The organism is Jeotgalibacillus haloalkalitolerans, from assembly GCF_034427455.1.
GTDB lineage: Bacteria > Bacillota > Bacilli > Bacillales > Jeotgalibacillaceae > Jeotgalibacillus > Jeotgalibacillus haloalkalitolerans.
Window position 1 is genome coordinate 350,177 of sequence record NZ_JAXQNN010000001.1, and the last position, 15,126, is coordinate 365,302.

The following is a 15,126-nucleotide window of genomic DNA, read 5'->3' on the forward strand; positions in this document are numbered from 1 at the left end:
TAAGTGAAAAATATTTGAAATCATTCATTTTAAGCATATCGGCACGCTTAACTTTTGTAGAATGGTGGTATGATAAAAGTACTATGTCGGATGGACGGAGGTTAGAGGAATGAAACAGAAATATGAAAACAGCATACATCCATTTATCACAATGATGGACAGGATATCTGACATTGTATTAATCCTTGAAGTACTGCCGGGTCCTGAATTTATATATGAATTTATTAATGAACAGGGTAAAAAGATTCTTGGTCTGGATGAAACCATTCTGGGAAGACGATTTGAAGATATATATGCACCTGAACGTGCTGATTATATAAGAGAAAAGTATATGGAAGTCATTAAGACGAAGCTGCATACGCATTTTGAATTGGTAGGGGAAGGTGGCTGGATCGGAGAAACCACGCTTAATCCGATTGTAAATGAACATAATGAAGTCACGCATGTCTTATCTATTACAAGAGATGTCACAGACCGGAAATCTCTTGAAGAGAATCTCGCTAAAACATCTGCTGAGCTCGGTCTCGTATGGGATCATGCCTCGGACGCCATTTTTTTCATGAATGAAGACGGGTCGATTTACAGAGTGAACCGGGCGTTTGAAGATATGCTTGGTTATCAGCAGGCTGAAGTCCAGGGTGTGTTAATTCCACCTTTTTTCAAAGGTCACAATCAGGAAAAGCATGAAGCTTTTTTATCAAAATTATTTGGCGGACAAGCATTTGAAAATATGGAGAGGCAGCGGGTATGTAAGGATGGAAGAATCATAGAAGTACTGGCATCCTATCGCCCGGTTAAGCTGAACCACAGATCCTATGCAATTGTCATGTATAAAGATATTACACATCTGAAAGAGGTTGAAAGACAGGTAAAAGAGCGTGAAGAAAGGTTCAGATCTTTGTTTGACGCGAATCCGGATATAATCTGGGCAATTGATAAAAATGGCCGTGTTGAACATGTGAATGGAGCTGTAACAGATATACTTGGGTATTCAAAAGAAGAAATTTTACAGATGGACAGCCACCTTTTAGCAAACCATACGGATTCCCAGACGATTCAATATGAAGAAGCCGTAAAGAGAACGCTTGAGGGAGCGACAGTGGAATATACAGCAGAACTTTTTCATAAGTCAGGAAAAAAAGTGGAGCTGAAGGTAAAAACGCTTCCGATCAGAGTAAATGGTGAAACGATTGGGATCTATGAGGTTGGGCAGGATATGACGCAGCGTAATAGAGCCGAGAGAGCGTTGAAAAGAATGGCGTTTACTGACAGCCTTACTGGACTGCCGAATCGTCGTCACATCACAGAAAAAATTGATGAAACGATTGCTGCATCAAGAGAAAACCAGCAGCAATTTGCCCTGCTTTATATTGATATGGATCATTTTAAGGAAATTAATGATTCTTTTGGACATGATGCGGGAGATGATTTGCTTAAATTATTTGCAAACCGTATCCGGAGCGAAATGACTGCCGATCAGCTCGTAGCAAGGCTTGGGGGAGATGAGTTTTTAGTATTGCTGCCGGATATTTCAGATGAGGCAGATGCAGTCAATAAAGCCGGGGAAGTACTGAATGCACTCAGTAGCCCTTACAGAATCGCAGGACAGCAGCTGGATGTGACCTCGAGTATGGGGATTTCTATTTATCCGAAGCATGGTAAAAATAAACGTGAGCTGATTAAGCAGGCGGATGAAGCATTATATAGTGCCAAGGATAACGGTAAAAACATGTTCATGCTGTATGGAAAATAAGCACATATTCGTGCTTATTTTTTTTCGCGGTTTTGCACGGCTGCAGGTCAGGGTATAAATAATAGACAGAGAGGGAGTGCCAAAATGACAGAATTACATAATGGGAAATTATACTGGCCGGAAACAGCTGAGAGAGATGTGTCATTTCCGGCATTGAAAGGAGACCAGCATTGTGATGTGCTGATTGTGGGTGGAGGAATGGCCGGTGCGCTTTGTGCTGAAGAGCTGTCTCATACACAATTGAAGGTTTCTGTAGTGGATAAAGGAAGCGTAGGGGAAGGCAGTTCATCAGCAAATACCGGATTGCTCCAATACTCTAATGATAAAATGCTTCATGAATTCATCGAAGAAATTGGTGAAGAAAAAGCTGTGACATTTTATAAAATGTGTCTGGATGCAGTTGAGGAACTGCAAAAGGTGGCCGGAACTTTACCGGGGAAAGTGGATTTTGTCAGAAGACCAAGCCTTTATTATGCATCTGACGAATCAGACGTTGAAAAGCTGAAAAAAGAATACGCAGCTTTATCCGAGCATGGATTTGAAGTGGAATACTTTGATGCAGATAAAATTGAAGAGATCTACGGATTCAGAAAACCGGCAGCACTTATGACACACGGGGATGCAGAAGTGAATCCGTTTCGCCTGATCCGTTCTTTATTTGAAAGTGCACATACACGCGGGGTTCAGATCTATGAGCATACATCCCTTGAAAATCTTCATACAGATCAGGAAGGAAAGCATATTCTGCAGACTGCTGAGGGGACAATAACAGCTGAACGTGTGATTTACTGTACCGGCTATGAGGCGAAGTCGCTTGCAGACAGATTTGGAGGTGAACTGAACCGGACGTATGCGATTACGACAAATCCGGTTGAGAATCTTGAATCCTGGATTTACCGTGCGTTGATCTGGGAGACAAAACGCCCGTACTTTTATATGAGAACGACTGAAGACGGCAGGATAATCGCCGGCGGACTGGATGAAGATAAAATGGATGCTGATGTAAGTGATGAAAAGCTGCGTGATCGGGGTGAAAGGCTGATTAATCGAATTAAGGAGCATTTTCCTGAACTCGACATCAACGCTGAATACGTGTGGTCAGCAGCCTTTGGTGAATCAGAGGATGGCCTTCCGTTTATCGGGAAAGATCCTAAGCATGAAGGGATTTACTACTGTCTTGGATTTGGCGGTAATGGAACGGTGTACAGTAAGCTCGGCGCGAAGCTGCTATGCGAGATGTTTCATGACGAGCACAATCCGAATGAAGCGGCGATTGTAGATCCGGGAAGAGATTGAAAGTAAAAAAGCCGGGAGCTCCCGGCTTTTTTCAATGGTTGAAATCCTTAAATTAAGCCTCAGCAATTTTCACTGCCTTTTCCTCTGCAACTTCTTCAGCAGCTTCATCATCGACTTTTGAAGGTCGCAAGCCCATAACTGTCACAGCGATTAGAAGCCCTGCTGTAATCAGAATAATCAGCGCCGGGGAGGCAATGTCATACAAAAATCCGAATAGGATCAGACCGATTGGTGAGATACCTGATGCCACCATTTCAAGCAGCCCGAAGACTCTTCCACGGTAATGCTCAGGTGTGGTCTTTTGCATCAATACCTGGATTGGCGTGTTAATAATAATCATGGCAGCTCCGAATAGGAAATTCACAGCCATATAATAAGCGATAAATGCTGGAGAACCCATTGGAATCAGAAGAGGAAGTGCTAACAGTGCAAATAGAAATCCTATACTGATCATACCAAACCGCATCGTACGGATCGGCTTTTGAAACTCTTTGCGTGTAGAAAGATATACTGACAGGGCAAGCGTCCCGAGTCCAATCATTGATTCTACTAAACCGAGCTGGTTGGAGGTTGCGCCAAGTACTTCAATAATAACGTAAGGAAGCCCGACAACAGCAGCCATGAAAAAGAAATTAACCCAAAGCGCAACAAGCATGATTGGCAGAAGGACACGGTGTCCTTTTACATATACGGCACCTGCTTTCAGGCTGGCGAGCAATGGTTCGTCCTTTTGACCCTCTTCATCTTGAGAAGTAGATTCCTTTTTATAGAGCGAAAAATTAATATTGATTTCACAAATGAGTGCAGTGGCATAGGCGATCGCATGAATTAAGAAAAACATTTCAATGGATAAAAATCCGTACATGACGCCACCAAGAACCGGTCCTAAAATACTTGCGAGTGAGTTAGAGGACTGTGTTAATGAAATCGCACGCTGAATCCTTGCACCATCCACAAAGCTTGCAACAGAAGCAGTCAGTCCGATTCCTGCAAAAGTTGCGAAAATAGCTATGAGTACAGCTGTGATGTAAATGACCGGCAGGCTTAAACCGAATGAAAGTGTATAGATAAAGACCAGTAGCATCGTTGCAGTCATTAGGGCATGAGAGGTTACAACGACCTGTTTCCGTGGGAGGCGATCAACAATATGTCCAGCAATTGGAGCAAGAATGATCCTCGGTACCATTGAACATAAAAATGTAAGAGCAAAGCTGGAAGCAGAACCGGTTAGCGTTAAAACGAAAAAGCTGATTCCAAACATGTAAATATGAGCACCAATTGTGCCGATGAACTCGCCACCAGTGAAGAAAAACAAATTACGGGTGGCTTTTTGCAAACGCTGCTGGTCAGTCATATAAACCCCTCTTTTCAAAAGTTTAATTTAATTAAACAAATCATAACATGCATTTTCTTTGTAATCAACAGAAAAGTTTAATATAATTAAACAAAAAGATTTTAGAGGGTGAACAGCATGAGCAGTCTGGGTGAACGCATACGGAAATTACGTAAAGAAAAGAAAATGACCCTTGTAGATGTGGCAGGAGATGCGATGTCTAAAGGGATGCTGAGTCTGATAGAGAACGGCCGGTCAAATCCTTCGATGGAGAGTCTTCAGCATATTGCAAAGCAGCTTGGGGTGAATGTCCAGGTGCTGCTGGCGGAAGAGTCGAGTGAAGAGATGAAGAAGAAGCTGGTTGAAATAGAAGAAATGATGCAGGAAGTGTATCAGGCCAAAACCTTGAAAGAATATGAACAGCTTCAGCGGGAGGTCAGAAAAAGCCTGGAACAAATTCTTGATCAAGAGCTGCCAAGCACATATGAGACTGGACGTTTTCATGAAATCGCAGGACGAATTGATTTAAATGATGAAAAAAGTGAGAGTGGATTGAATCATATCAGCCAGGCGATTGAATGCTACGAATATTTGTCTTTGAACCACAGCGTTTATAAAGCGCAAATGAGAATAGTTTTGAATAAATTTATTCAGCATGAATACAAGGAAGCCCTTGAGCAGCTTTTAATTTACAAAGAAGCTTACTACAAAAAAGAGTTGCTGGCGGATCCGCTTGTGCAGATTGAATCAGATCACTTAGAAGCCGTACTGTTATTTGCGGTAGGAAGATATGAGGAAGCAGCAGAAATTCTTGATAGTATTATTTCGTTTTCAAAGCGTAAAAACATTTATTACTTAATGGATGACGTTTATCGTCTTATTTCATTTTATTCGTTATTAAAAGGCGATGAGGAGAAAAGGCGTTATGCGTTGAAAAAATCACGACAGTTCGCAGAGTTCACTGAGCGATACGATGGTATTACCAGCACGATGTTCATGGAAATTCATCATGAAAACATTTATTTAAAGCAGCATGAAAAGGCGCTTCAGATGCTCGATGATATCAGACAAAATGAAGTATTTGGAGAGATGGAAGAAAGCGGCTTTATTTATTTGGAGCGTGGGAGTGCAAACTATGGTCTTGGGAATATTGATCAGGCATATGAAGAATTAAAGCAGTTCGAATTCCCAACCTTCGCTCATCACCCATTCGACATATCCATGCTGGCTACCGCAGATGCCTATATGGCGCTGTGCCTGATTGAAAAAGGTGAACCTGAAAAAGCACTGATTCACGCAGAGAAAGCAAAAGCGAAAGTAGCTGGTCTGCCGGAAACGCCATACCATCATTTTATTCAGGAAACATGGGAAAAAACGAAAGCAAATTTGGATAACAGATCATAAGAAGATTATGATTAAATATAGCGGGAATACAGGCAGAGGGTGCTGTTGCGAAATATACAGTGCGCCTCTGCTTTAAATTTGTGGGAAAATAGTGAATTTGTCATGTGAATGTCATATAGGGTAGAAATTTAAAAGATGATATTTAAAGGGTTTGGGTGTATAATTACCTATGTAGTTGATAGAAATATACGTGACATATGAAGGGTGTATAGAATGTATCTTACAACAAAAGAATTAGCAGCTTATCTGGATATGTCCGAACAGTTGATTTTACAGTTAATTTATGAAAATAAAATCAGAGCTGTTCACGATGGACAGCAATATCTTATTAATAAAGAACAATTCAACCAGCATTTAAAGCAGGTGGAGAAGGTAAAGGAACTCATAGAAGAGTGGAAAAATGAGCCGATTCCTGAAAGTCCTGATGTGAAAGATGAAGACTGAGAGAAATGGAGGTGCCCAGATGATAACTTTTACCAGAAAGCTGAAGGAAAAGCTTGAATCAGCTGATCTGAATCAGATTTGGCCTGGTTTTCAGTTAACCGCTTATGCGCTTTATAATCATGAATATGTGTATTTATTCAATCATCCAATTTGTGAGGCGAAGGATGAGCCGCTGGTTTTTGAGTGGGATAAGCGGTTTGTTGGCAACACGCTGATTTTGTTTGAGGATGTGCCAACTGCAATCGTTAATGTTGAAAAGCCGGGTTCTTTTGAAGGAAATTATGCAGTATTAGTGCATGAGCTATTTCATGGCTACCAGACGCTGATGGATGAAAAGAGATTTCCGGATGAATTACTGGGTGTACAATATCCGCTTCTCGAAGAAAACATCAGTCTCAGGCTTGAAGAGAGAACGGTTTTACGTGCAGCAGTTGAAGCCTCTGCACATGAGGAGAAATATAATCAGTTAAAGCGTTTTGTTTCTTTAAGAGAAAAGAGAAGAGAACTTCTTGGGGAATCACTGAACTATGAAAACCTGATTGAAACAATTGAAGGTCCTGCATGGTATGCGGAAATGAAGGCGTATGCATCACTTCATCAGCAGTCCGATGCTGAGAACTGTTATAAGGAAAAACTGCTTCATCATGAAGAAGCAGAACTGCATCTGCGAAAAAGCTGCTACAGCTCCGGATTAGCGCTATGTTTATTACTTGATGACCTTTACCCGGCCTGGAAGCAGAAATACTTTTATGAAGAGTGTACACTGTATGACTGTATTAAAGAAAAAGCAGGTATGTGTGAAAATGCCGGAACACAGTGTGATCATAAGTTAATGGGGGAAGCTGCCAGGATCTATCAGCTTGTCCAGGAGTCAAGAATGAAAACCATCCAGTCCTTTTCAGATTTTGACGGCTATCAGCTGACAATCGAAGGACCCATGAGAGCGGTATTTTTTGATCCGATGAATATGGTGAATGTCGATCATCAGCTGCTGCATCAGTATTTTGTGACCATGCAGATACAGGAGCGGGAGTATCTGATTAATCAGCCTGCACTGACTCATTATTCGCAGTCAGTCTTGCAGGCGGATAAACTGCAGCTGAATCTGACAGAGAAACCGTTGATCAATAAAGGGTCTGTAAATATACCTGGGATAGGAGATTTCCGGGGAAGTATAATTGAAGATGGGAAAAAACTCAGGCTTATGTTAGCGAATTAAAATTAGAAAAGCTGCAGGATCAGATCTGATCCTGCAGCTTTCATTTCAGTCTTCAGCAGCATCCTTCTTCACAAAAGCATGTCCGCCTACATATTTATAATCATCCGGATGACCGAATGAATCAGGAACTTCATCCAGATATTCATTTGCATCGTCAACCGGTGCGTAGCCAAGCGGATTATCAGCATCTACTGTGAAAAAGCTCTGCTTGTTATTTGAAATGCCGTAGATCGTTACGACTTCATTGATTTCAGCGGTAATAGACTTACGGACAAGCTGGGTAAGGTCTGCATAGCTGAGCCAGATCATCAGATGCTCTCTTGAATCCGGTTTTTCCACGCATCCGCAGATCCGCAGGTTTACAACCTCCATCCCGAACTTATCATGATAAAGCTTTCCAAGGTCCTCATTATAGACCTTGCTTAAGCCGTAAAATGTGTCGGGACGTGTTTCCGTTGTTGTATCATAAGGTGCATCTTGTGCAGGCAGAAAGCCGACTGCGTGAATACTGCTCGCATAGACGATCCTTTTGACACCGTGCTGCCGGGCTGCTTCGTAAATGTGATACGTGCCCCGGATATTCGCATCCAAAATCTCTTCAAATTCATTCTCAACAGGTAAGCCTCCAAAGTGCAGGACCGTTTCTATATCATGCTCTCTGAAAATACCCTCGATTGCCTCGTAATCATTTAGATCTGCCTCTATAAATGGCAGTTCTTTTGGAAGCTCATCAGAAGTCGAGCGGTTTGTCAGGACCAGTTCAAAATCATCTTTCAGCGCATGGGCCAAAACCGTTCCAAGTCCGCCTGAAGCGCCTGTTAATAACACTTTCCCCATTTTATCTCACTGCCTTTCTGTATCAAGTCATGCTTGTACCTTTCCCTTTTTTAAACAATACAACCCGGATTTTCAAAAAAACTTATTTGTAAGCGTTATCAATTTAAATATTCAGCAAATAAGGGTGACACAGTGATGTGAACCTTGTATACTTGTCATTAAAATCTTTCTAGAAAATACAAGTGTTTTTATGAAAAGGACAAATGTGTTTTGTTAATACAGATCCTGTTACAGAACATTAACCAGAAATTCTGTTAAAGCCATTATTGTATGTGCACAGCTGATGATAGGAGCGGAAGGGGGCGGCTCGCAGTAAGGGACGTGTGAGGTCTAGGCGAAGCCTGCGGGCTCACCGCCCGGCCGCGGAAAGCGTTCCCCTGGAGCGGAGATCATCAGCCAATTTAACAAAGCTAAAACAAAGGAGTTTTGCCTTCATGAAAGTAGTAAAATTTGGCGGCAGTTCAGTCGCAAGTGCCACTCAGTACAAAAAAGTCGCCTCTATCTTAGCAGCAGATCCTGAGCGTAAAGCAGTGATTGTCTCAGCACCTGGCAAACGGCATGAAGGAGATACAAAAACAACCGACCTATTAATCCGTCTCGCTGAGAGTGTAGGAGAGCGGGACTTTGATGAAGCTGCTTTCCAGGCAGTTTTAAAAAGGTACCAGGACATTATTGATGAACTGGAGCTTGATTCTTCATTAATGACAGAAGTGGAAGGGCATCTTCATGAAGTCATTTCAATGTACAGACAGTCCAAGGATCGTCTGCTTGATGGGTTAAAGGCGAGCGGGGAAGACCTGAATGCCAAAGTGATGTCAGCTTACCTAAAGTCACTGGGCAGAAAAGCGACTTATATTTCGCCTAAAAGAGCAGGTATGATCGTAACGGATGAACCGGGCAATGCACAAATTCTGCCGGAGTCATATCCTGAGATTGCCAAACTGAGAGATGTTGAAGGTATTCTTGTCATACCGGGATTCTTTGGATACTCATATGAAGGGAATATCGTCACGTTCCCTCGTGGCGGCTCTGACATCACAGGTTCAATCATCGCAGCAGGCCTTGATGCAACCGAATATGAAAACTTCACTGATGTAGACTCTATTTACTGTGTCAGCCCAAAAATGGTTGACCAGCCGCGCGAGCTGAAAGAGCTGACTTATCGTGAAATGCGGGAGCTTGCATATTCAGGCTTCTCCGTGTTCCATGACGAAGCCTTGCAGCCGGTTGTGCATAAAAAGATTCCGGTTTGCGTAAAAAATACAAACCGTCCTGAAGCAAAAGGTACAAGAATCGTCGCAAGCCGTGAACTTGACGGACAACCGGTAATCGGAATCGCAAGCGATGAAGGCTTCTGCAGTATCAACATGACCAAATATCTGATGAACAGAGAGCTCGGATTCGGCCGTAAGCTGCTCGCTATTTTAGAGGATGAGGGTGTATCGTATGAACATACGCCATCAGGAATTGATAACATGTCTGTGATTTTGCGCTCTCACCAGCTATACAACGGTCAGGAGGCCCGCGTATTAAACCGGATTCGTGAAGAGCTGCATGTGGAGGACCTGTATGTCGAGCGTGATCTTGCCATGATTATGGTTGTAGGGGAAGGCATGAACCAGACAATCGGAATCGCCTCAAAAGCCACGCAGGCACTCGCTGAAGCTGGTGCAAATATCAAGATGATTAACCAGGGATCAAGCGAGGTTAGCATGATGTTTGGAGTGAATGTGGCAGACGTTGAAAAGGCGGTACGGAGTCTCTATCATATTTACTTTCCGGCTGAGGTTGGGCATGAGGCGTAATGTTGTAGAGTCTGGACTTTTGTGAATGACTGGTGAAAAAGATGGAGAGCGGCTGATGGAAAAGTGTTGGCCGCTGATGGGAATAATCTTACGTTGAGGGAATAACGGCCTGAATTGAAGGATAAAAGACGATATAAAGTGAAATGAAGGAATTACTTCTCATATTGAAGGGATCATTTCAGGATTGAGGGAATCCTTTGAACAATTGACGCTTTTTTCACCAAATTGATTAAAAAACTATATCCCATTTTCAACCCGTGTCACGTTTCAAAATAGACACACTAAATAAAAACCGGAGACATCCACTGTCTCCGGTCATTTTTTATCTATTATTCAGCCGGCAAAGCCCATACCGATACACTGCCCGCCTGAACAGGGAACGTACCATATCCCTCATCATCAATTACCACAGGCTCATCAATCGAGTTCGTATAATCCGTCCACTCTTCACCAGCACGATGTTCACCGACAAACATTCTTTTTTCACCTTCATCACCAACTGTCACAACGACTGCACAGCCGGATCCTTCAATTTCCTCTACGCCGCGCCTGACCCAGCCGATTGTTGCAGGATGATCAAAATAGTCGTCCTGCTCACCGTAGGCACGATGATAGCGCGCGTAAATAAGCGGATCAATTGCTTCACGTTTATCCTCAATCGGATTCTCTCCATCAATCCCGAAATAATCCCCGTAGAATACACAAGGGTAACCATCTGCACGAAGCAGAACGAGTGCATACGCACTTTGCTTGAACCAGTCCTGCACCCACGACTCAAGAGACTCGCCAGGCTGGGAATCATGGTTATCAACAAATGTCACAGCATTCATCGGGTATTCGCCCACAAGCGTTCCTTCAAAGAGTGTAGATAGATCAGCTTCACGGCCTGCTTCTGAAATGCGGTGAAGCTTGTAGTGTAACTGAACATCAAATAAATCAAGCTGATAATCGGTTTCTTCCAGGAAGTTTCCGCAAGCCTCGATATCTTCGTTCCAATATTCACCGACCATATAGAAGTTGCCATCGCGATGTTCTTTCACCTGTCTGATAAATTCATCAATAAATTCATGACTGATATGTTTAATGGCATCAAGGCGATAACCGTCAGCATCAAGCATATCTGACATCCATTTCCCCCAGTTAACCATTTCATCACGGACTTCAGGATGGTTGTAATCAATGTTTGCAAACATCAGATAATCATAATTTCCAAACTCATCATCCACCTGATCATTCCAGTCTTTTCCCTCACCGACAATCTTGAAAAAGCCTGTTCTTTCTTCACGGGCATCAAAGTCTGTCCCGTTAAAATGGTCGAAGTTCCACTGGAAATCAGAGTATTTACCATCTCGTCCAGGAAAAGTAAACTTTGTCCAGCCTTCAATCTCAAATGGTTCAGAGATTTCTTCAAGACGGTTCTCAGCGTCTACTTCAATGACCTGAAATGTTTCTTTTTCATCCGCTCCGGCTTTATGGTTCATCACGACATCCACGTAGACCTGAATACCATTATCATGGCAGGCCTGAATGGCTTCGTGAAGTTCGTCTTTCGTACCGTATTTCGTTCTGACGTCGCCTTTTTGATCGAACTCTCCCAGGTCGTACAGGTCATATACGCCATAGCCGTTATCATCAGGTGATTCGCCTTTTGTAACAGGAGGAATCCAGACTGCGTCAATTCCGCTGGCTTTCAGTTCAGGTGCAGCATCCCTTAGTCTTTTCCAGTGGTCACCGTCTGCAGCGACGTGCCACTCGAAGAATTGAAGCATTGTGTGATTTCTTTCCACGTGAATTCCTCCTCTGAATAAAATAATTCAATTGTTTAGTCGTAAATCATTGGCGGTTGATCTCCGCTTCAGGCGGACGCTTTCCGTGGCCGGGCGCAGGAGTCGCCCCCTTACGCTCCAATCAACGCTGTGCATTATAAGATAGTGAATTTATGCACATTTAAATATTAATAAAATGATTATAGTGCAAGTTAAGTAATCAGACAATTTTGAATCTATTTTGTTTCGTTAATCGAAAATAGTGGTGGCACTATTTTTTGGTTGCTGTAAAATAATAGTTACATATTTCACAAGGGAGTACGAATGATGTTAAAAAGATTCTTTTCTTACTATAAGCCACATAAAAAGCTGTTTTTGGCTGATTTCAGCTGCGCCGTAATCGTAGGGATTCTGGAGCTCGGCTTTCCGCTTGCGGTGTCATGGTTTATTGACTCGCTGCTTCCTGAAGGGAACTGGCAGGCGATTACCTGGGTCAGCTTTTTGCTCCTGTTTCTCTATCTCTCAAGTACCTCTCTTCAGTACGTTGTAAACTATTGGGGTCATAAACTCGGGATTAATATTGAGACAGATATGCGCCAGGAGCTGTTTGAGCATGTACAGCGGCAGTCGTTTTCATTTTTTGACAATACGAAGACCGGTCATATTATGAGCCGGATCACAAACGACCTGTTTGATATCGGGGAAATGGCGCACCACGGTCCCGAGGATTTATTTATTGCGGTGATGACATTTATCGGCGCGTTCTGGATTATGCTGACGATCAACGTGAAGCTTGCGCTGATCGCGATTATTGTTGTGCCGTTTCTGATCTGGCTCATTACGTATGCAAATATCAAAATGAATACGGCGTGGAAAATGATGTACAGCAATATTGCTGAAGTGAATGCCCGTGTTGAAGATAGCGTGTCAGGGGCGCGCGTTGTTCAGTCATTTACAAATGAACAGCATGAGATTAAGCGTTTTACAACAGATAACCGTCATTACCGTCAGTCTAAAGTCGGCGCATACAAAGTGATGGCGTTCAGTCTGTCGGGTATGTATATCATGACGCGTCTGATTGTACTCGTTGTGCTTGTATTTGGGGCATACCTGAGTCTCAATAACGAGCTGTCTTATGGGGAGCTTGTCGCATTTGTTTTATATATCAATGTGCTCTTTAAGCCGATTGATAAAATCAGCGCACTGCTAGAGATGTATCCAAAAGGAATGGCAGGTTTCAAACGCTTTACAGATCTGCTTGACCAGGCTCCTGTCATTACAAACCGCCCGGATGCAAAAGAGGTCGATCATTTAGAAGGGGAAATTGAATTTGATCACGTGTCCTTCAGCTATGATGATCAGAAAAAGGTGCTGAATGACATTTCATTGAAGTTGAACCGCGGAGAAACTGTTGCATTTGTCGGTCCATCCGGAGCGGGGAAGACAACGATCTGCTCTCTGATTCCAAGGTTTTATGATGTAAACGAAGGTGCCATCAGAATTGATGGGATCGATATCTGTGACATGACGAAGGAATCGCTCAGAAGTCAGATTGGGATTGTGCAGCAGGACGTCTTCCTTTTCACGGGAACGCTCCGTGAAAACATTGCATACGGAAAGCTTGATGCAACAGAGGAAGAAATTCAGGAAGCTGCAAGGAAAGCGAACCTGCAGTCAGTCGTGGATGGACTTCCGCTTGGCTATAACACACAGATCGGTGAGCGCGGATTAAAGCTCTCAGGCGGTCAGAAGCAGCGGATTGCCATTGCAAGAATGTTCCTGAAAGATCCTTCTATTCTGATTCTTGATGAAGCAACTTCAGCGCTGGATACTGAGACAGAGGCGATGATTCAAGGCGCAATTGAAGAGCTTGCAAAAGGGCGTACAACGCTAGTAATCGCTCACAGACTTGCGACGATCAGGAAAGCGGACCGCGTTGTTGTGGTAACAGAAGAGGGGATTGCAGAAGACGGCACGCATGCCGAACTGCTTGAGCAGGATGGGATATTTGCGAATCTGCACCGGGTTCAGTATGAGCAGGTGTGATGGGGGACGGTTGGTTCGTGAAAAAATGGCGTATGTTCTTAGAAACGCAGGTAGTGTTCGTAGAAAAACGTGCATGGTTCTTATAAAATAATCAATCTTCGTAGAAAAAACAGAGTGGTTCTTAGAAAAGTGTAATAAGACCTAATCCGTCACTCTGCCGCGAAACGACTCCATCTAAAAAGCAGCTGTTGCCACCGCAACAGCTGCTTTTTCAATCAAAAATGAGGCTTCAAAATCCCTCTAAGCACATCTGCACTATGAGCAAACTGCTCTTTTTCCTTATCGCTCAAATTCAGCTCAATTACTTCCCGCACGCCATTCCGGTTAATCACAGCAGGAACACCGATATATACATCATCCTCGCCATATTCACCTTCCATCAGTGCAGAAACCGTCAAAATGCTGTTTTCATTGTGTAGAATCGCTCTTGTAATCCGCACAAGCCCCATTGCAATCCCGTAATAAGTAGCGCCTTTACTATTAATGATCTGATAGGCGGCATCGCGCACATTTACGAAAATGTCATCGAGACCTTCCTGCGTATATTCAGGATGCTTTTTGATCATATCAAGCACTGCAACACCACCGACATCGACTGAGCTATAGACAGGCAGCTCGCTGTCGCCGTGTTCACCGATGATGTAACCGTGGACGTTTTGCGGTGCGACCTGGAAATATTCGCCGAGCAGATAACGGAATCGTGCTGTATCTAAAATGGTACCGGAGCCAATCACGCGCTCTTTTGGAAAGCCGCTGTACTTCCATACTGCATACGTTAAAACGTCTACAGGGTTGGTTGCGACAAGGAAGATCCCGTCAAAGCCGCTGTCTACAACCTGTGTGACGATAGAATGGAAGATTTTCAGGTTCTTTTCAACAAGCTGAAGTCTTGTTTCACCGGGCTTCTGGTTTGCCCCCGCGCAAATGACGACGAGATCAACGTCTTTACAGTCTTCATATGTGCCAAATGAAATATTTAATGATTGCTGTGCAAAGACTTTTCCGTGGTTTAAATCGAGTACGTCACCCTTTGCTTTTTCTTCATTCAGGTCAATCATAATCAGCTCATCAGCGACACCCTGATTCAGCAGTCCGAATGCATAACTTGAGCCGACAAAACCAGTTCCAATTAATGCTACGCGATTACCTTTTACCATTTTCACAACACACCTTTTCAAATAGAATGATGTTCTGCTTTTATTATAAACGATTAAACAGATATT

11 protein-coding genes are annotated in these 15,126 nt (G+C 43.2%); 7 read left to right on the forward strand and 4 right to left on the reverse strand.

Translation table 11 applies throughout. The features are described from left to right. Window positions 1–109: 109 nt before the first annotated feature. Both UFB30_RS01725 and UFB30_RS01730 read left to right on the forward strand, forming a co-directional pair. Window positions 110–1,753, forward strand: a complete 1,644-nt coding sequence (locus UFB30_RS01725; RefSeq protein WP_322419945.1) for a sensor domain-containing protein — start codon at window positions 110–112, stop codon at window positions 1,751–1,753. Window positions 1,754–1,837: 84 nt separating this feature from the next. Continuing rightward, complete coding sequence (locus tag UFB30_RS01730) at window positions 1,838–3,049, forward strand: NAD(P)/FAD-dependent oxidoreductase (RefSeq protein ID WP_322419946.1); 1,212 nt, start codon at window positions 1,838–1,840, stop codon at window positions 3,047–3,049. A gap of 52 nt (window positions 3,050–3,101) precedes the next feature. On the opposite strand, the gene UFB30_RS01735 is transcribed toward UFB30_RS01730, so the two are convergent. Further along, complete coding sequence (locus tag UFB30_RS01735) at window positions 3,102–4,403, reverse strand: MFS transporter (RefSeq protein WP_322419947.1); 1,302 nt, start codon at window positions 4,401–4,403, stop codon at window positions 3,102–3,104. Window positions 4,404–4,520: 117 nt separating this feature from the next. Between UFB30_RS01735 and UFB30_RS01740 the strand changes: the two genes are divergently transcribed. From UFB30_RS01740 to UFB30_RS01750, 3 genes are all read left to right on the forward strand, one after another. Beyond that, on the forward strand, window positions 4,521–5,786 hold the full coding sequence (locus UFB30_RS01740) for a helix-turn-helix domain-containing protein (protein WP_322419948.1): 1,266 nt from the start codon (window positions 4,521–4,523) through the stop codon (window positions 5,784–5,786). A 213-nt stretch (window positions 5,787–5,999) separates the two neighbouring features. Further along, the gene (locus tag UFB30_RS01745; RefSeq protein ID WP_322419949.1) at window positions 6,000–6,230 is read left to right on the forward strand and encodes an excisionase family DNA-binding protein; all 231 of its coding nucleotides are present in this window, start codon (window positions 6,000–6,002) and stop codon (window positions 6,228–6,230) included. Window positions 6,231–6,249: 19 nt separating this feature from the next. Then, window positions 6,250–7,449, forward strand: a complete 1,200-nt coding sequence (locus UFB30_RS01750) for a hypothetical protein (protein ID WP_322419950.1) — start codon at window positions 6,250–6,252, stop codon at window positions 7,447–7,449. Between the two features lie 45 nt (window positions 7,450–7,494). On the opposite strand, the gene UFB30_RS01755 is transcribed toward UFB30_RS01750, so the two are convergent. Continuing rightward, the gene (locus tag UFB30_RS01755) at window positions 7,495–8,286 is read right to left on the reverse strand and encodes an NAD-dependent epimerase/dehydratase family protein (protein WP_322419951.1); all 792 of its coding nucleotides are present in this window, start codon (window positions 8,284–8,286) and stop codon (window positions 7,495–7,497) included. A 434-nt stretch (window positions 8,287–8,720) separates the two neighbouring features. On the opposite strand from UFB30_RS01755, the gene UFB30_RS01760 reads away from it, so the two are divergent. Continuing rightward, on the forward strand, window positions 8,721–10,091 hold the full coding sequence (locus UFB30_RS01760; protein WP_322419952.1) for an aspartate kinase: 1,371 nt from the start codon (window positions 8,721–8,723) through the stop codon (window positions 10,089–10,091). A 329-nt stretch (window positions 10,092–10,420) separates the two neighbouring features. Here the strand turns inward: UFB30_RS01760 and UFB30_RS01765 are convergent, their stop codons facing one another. Beyond that, window positions 10,421–11,878 (reverse strand): alpha-amylase, encoded by a 1,458-nt coding sequence (locus UFB30_RS01765; protein ID WP_322419953.1) that lies wholly within the window; start codon window positions 11,876–11,878, stop codon window positions 10,421–10,423. 306 nt (window positions 11,879–12,184) lie between these two features. Between UFB30_RS01765 and UFB30_RS01770 the strand changes: the two genes are divergently transcribed. Then, window positions 12,185–13,903, forward strand: a complete 1,719-nt coding sequence (locus tag UFB30_RS01770) for an ABC transporter ATP-binding protein (protein WP_322419954.1) — start codon at window positions 12,185–12,187, stop codon at window positions 13,901–13,903. Between the two features lie 215 nt (window positions 13,904–14,118). Here UFB30_RS01770 and UFB30_RS01775 read toward each other — a convergent pair whose 3' ends face one another. Next, on the reverse strand, window positions 14,119–15,060 hold the full coding sequence (locus tag UFB30_RS01775) for an L-lactate dehydrogenase (protein ID WP_322419955.1): 942 nt from the start codon (window positions 15,058–15,060) through the stop codon (window positions 14,119–14,121). Between the last annotated feature and the right edge of the window lie 66 nt (window positions 15,061–15,126).

Coding starts and splice junctions, on each gene's coding strand:
- UFB30_RS01725 (WP_322419945.1), top strand. CDS start 110: ATGAAACAGAAATATGAAAACAGCATACATCCATTTATCACAATGATG.
- UFB30_RS01730 (WP_322419946.1), top strand. CDS start 1,838: ATGACAGAATTACATAATGGGAAATTATACTGGCCGGAAACAGCTGAG.
- UFB30_RS01735 (WP_322419947.1), bottom strand. CDS start 4,403: ATGACTGACCAGCAGCGTTTGCAAAAAGCCACCCGTAATTTGTTTTTC.
- UFB30_RS01740 (WP_322419948.1), top strand. CDS start 4,521: ATGAGCAGTCTGGGTGAACGCATACGGAAATTACGTAAAGAAAAGAAA.
- UFB30_RS01745 (WP_322419949.1), top strand. CDS start 6,000: ATGTATCTTACAACAAAAGAATTAGCAGCTTATCTGGATATGTCCGAA.
- UFB30_RS01750 (WP_322419950.1), top strand. CDS start 6,250: ATGATAACTTTTACCAGAAAGCTGAAGGAAAAGCTTGAATCAGCTGAT.
- UFB30_RS01755 (WP_322419951.1), bottom strand. CDS start 8,286: ATGGGGAAAGTGTTATTAACAGGCGCTTCAGGCGGACTTGGAACGGTT.
- UFB30_RS01760 (WP_322419952.1), top strand. CDS start 8,721: ATGAAAGTAGTAAAATTTGGCGGCAGTTCAGTCGCAAGTGCCACTCAG.
- UFB30_RS01770 (WP_322419954.1), top strand. CDS start 12,185: ATGTTAAAAAGATTCTTTTCTTACTATAAGCCACATAAAAAGCTGTTT.
- UFB30_RS01775 (WP_322419955.1), bottom strand. CDS start 15,060: ATGGTAAAAGGTAATCGCGTAGCATTAATTGGAACTGGTTTTGTCGGC.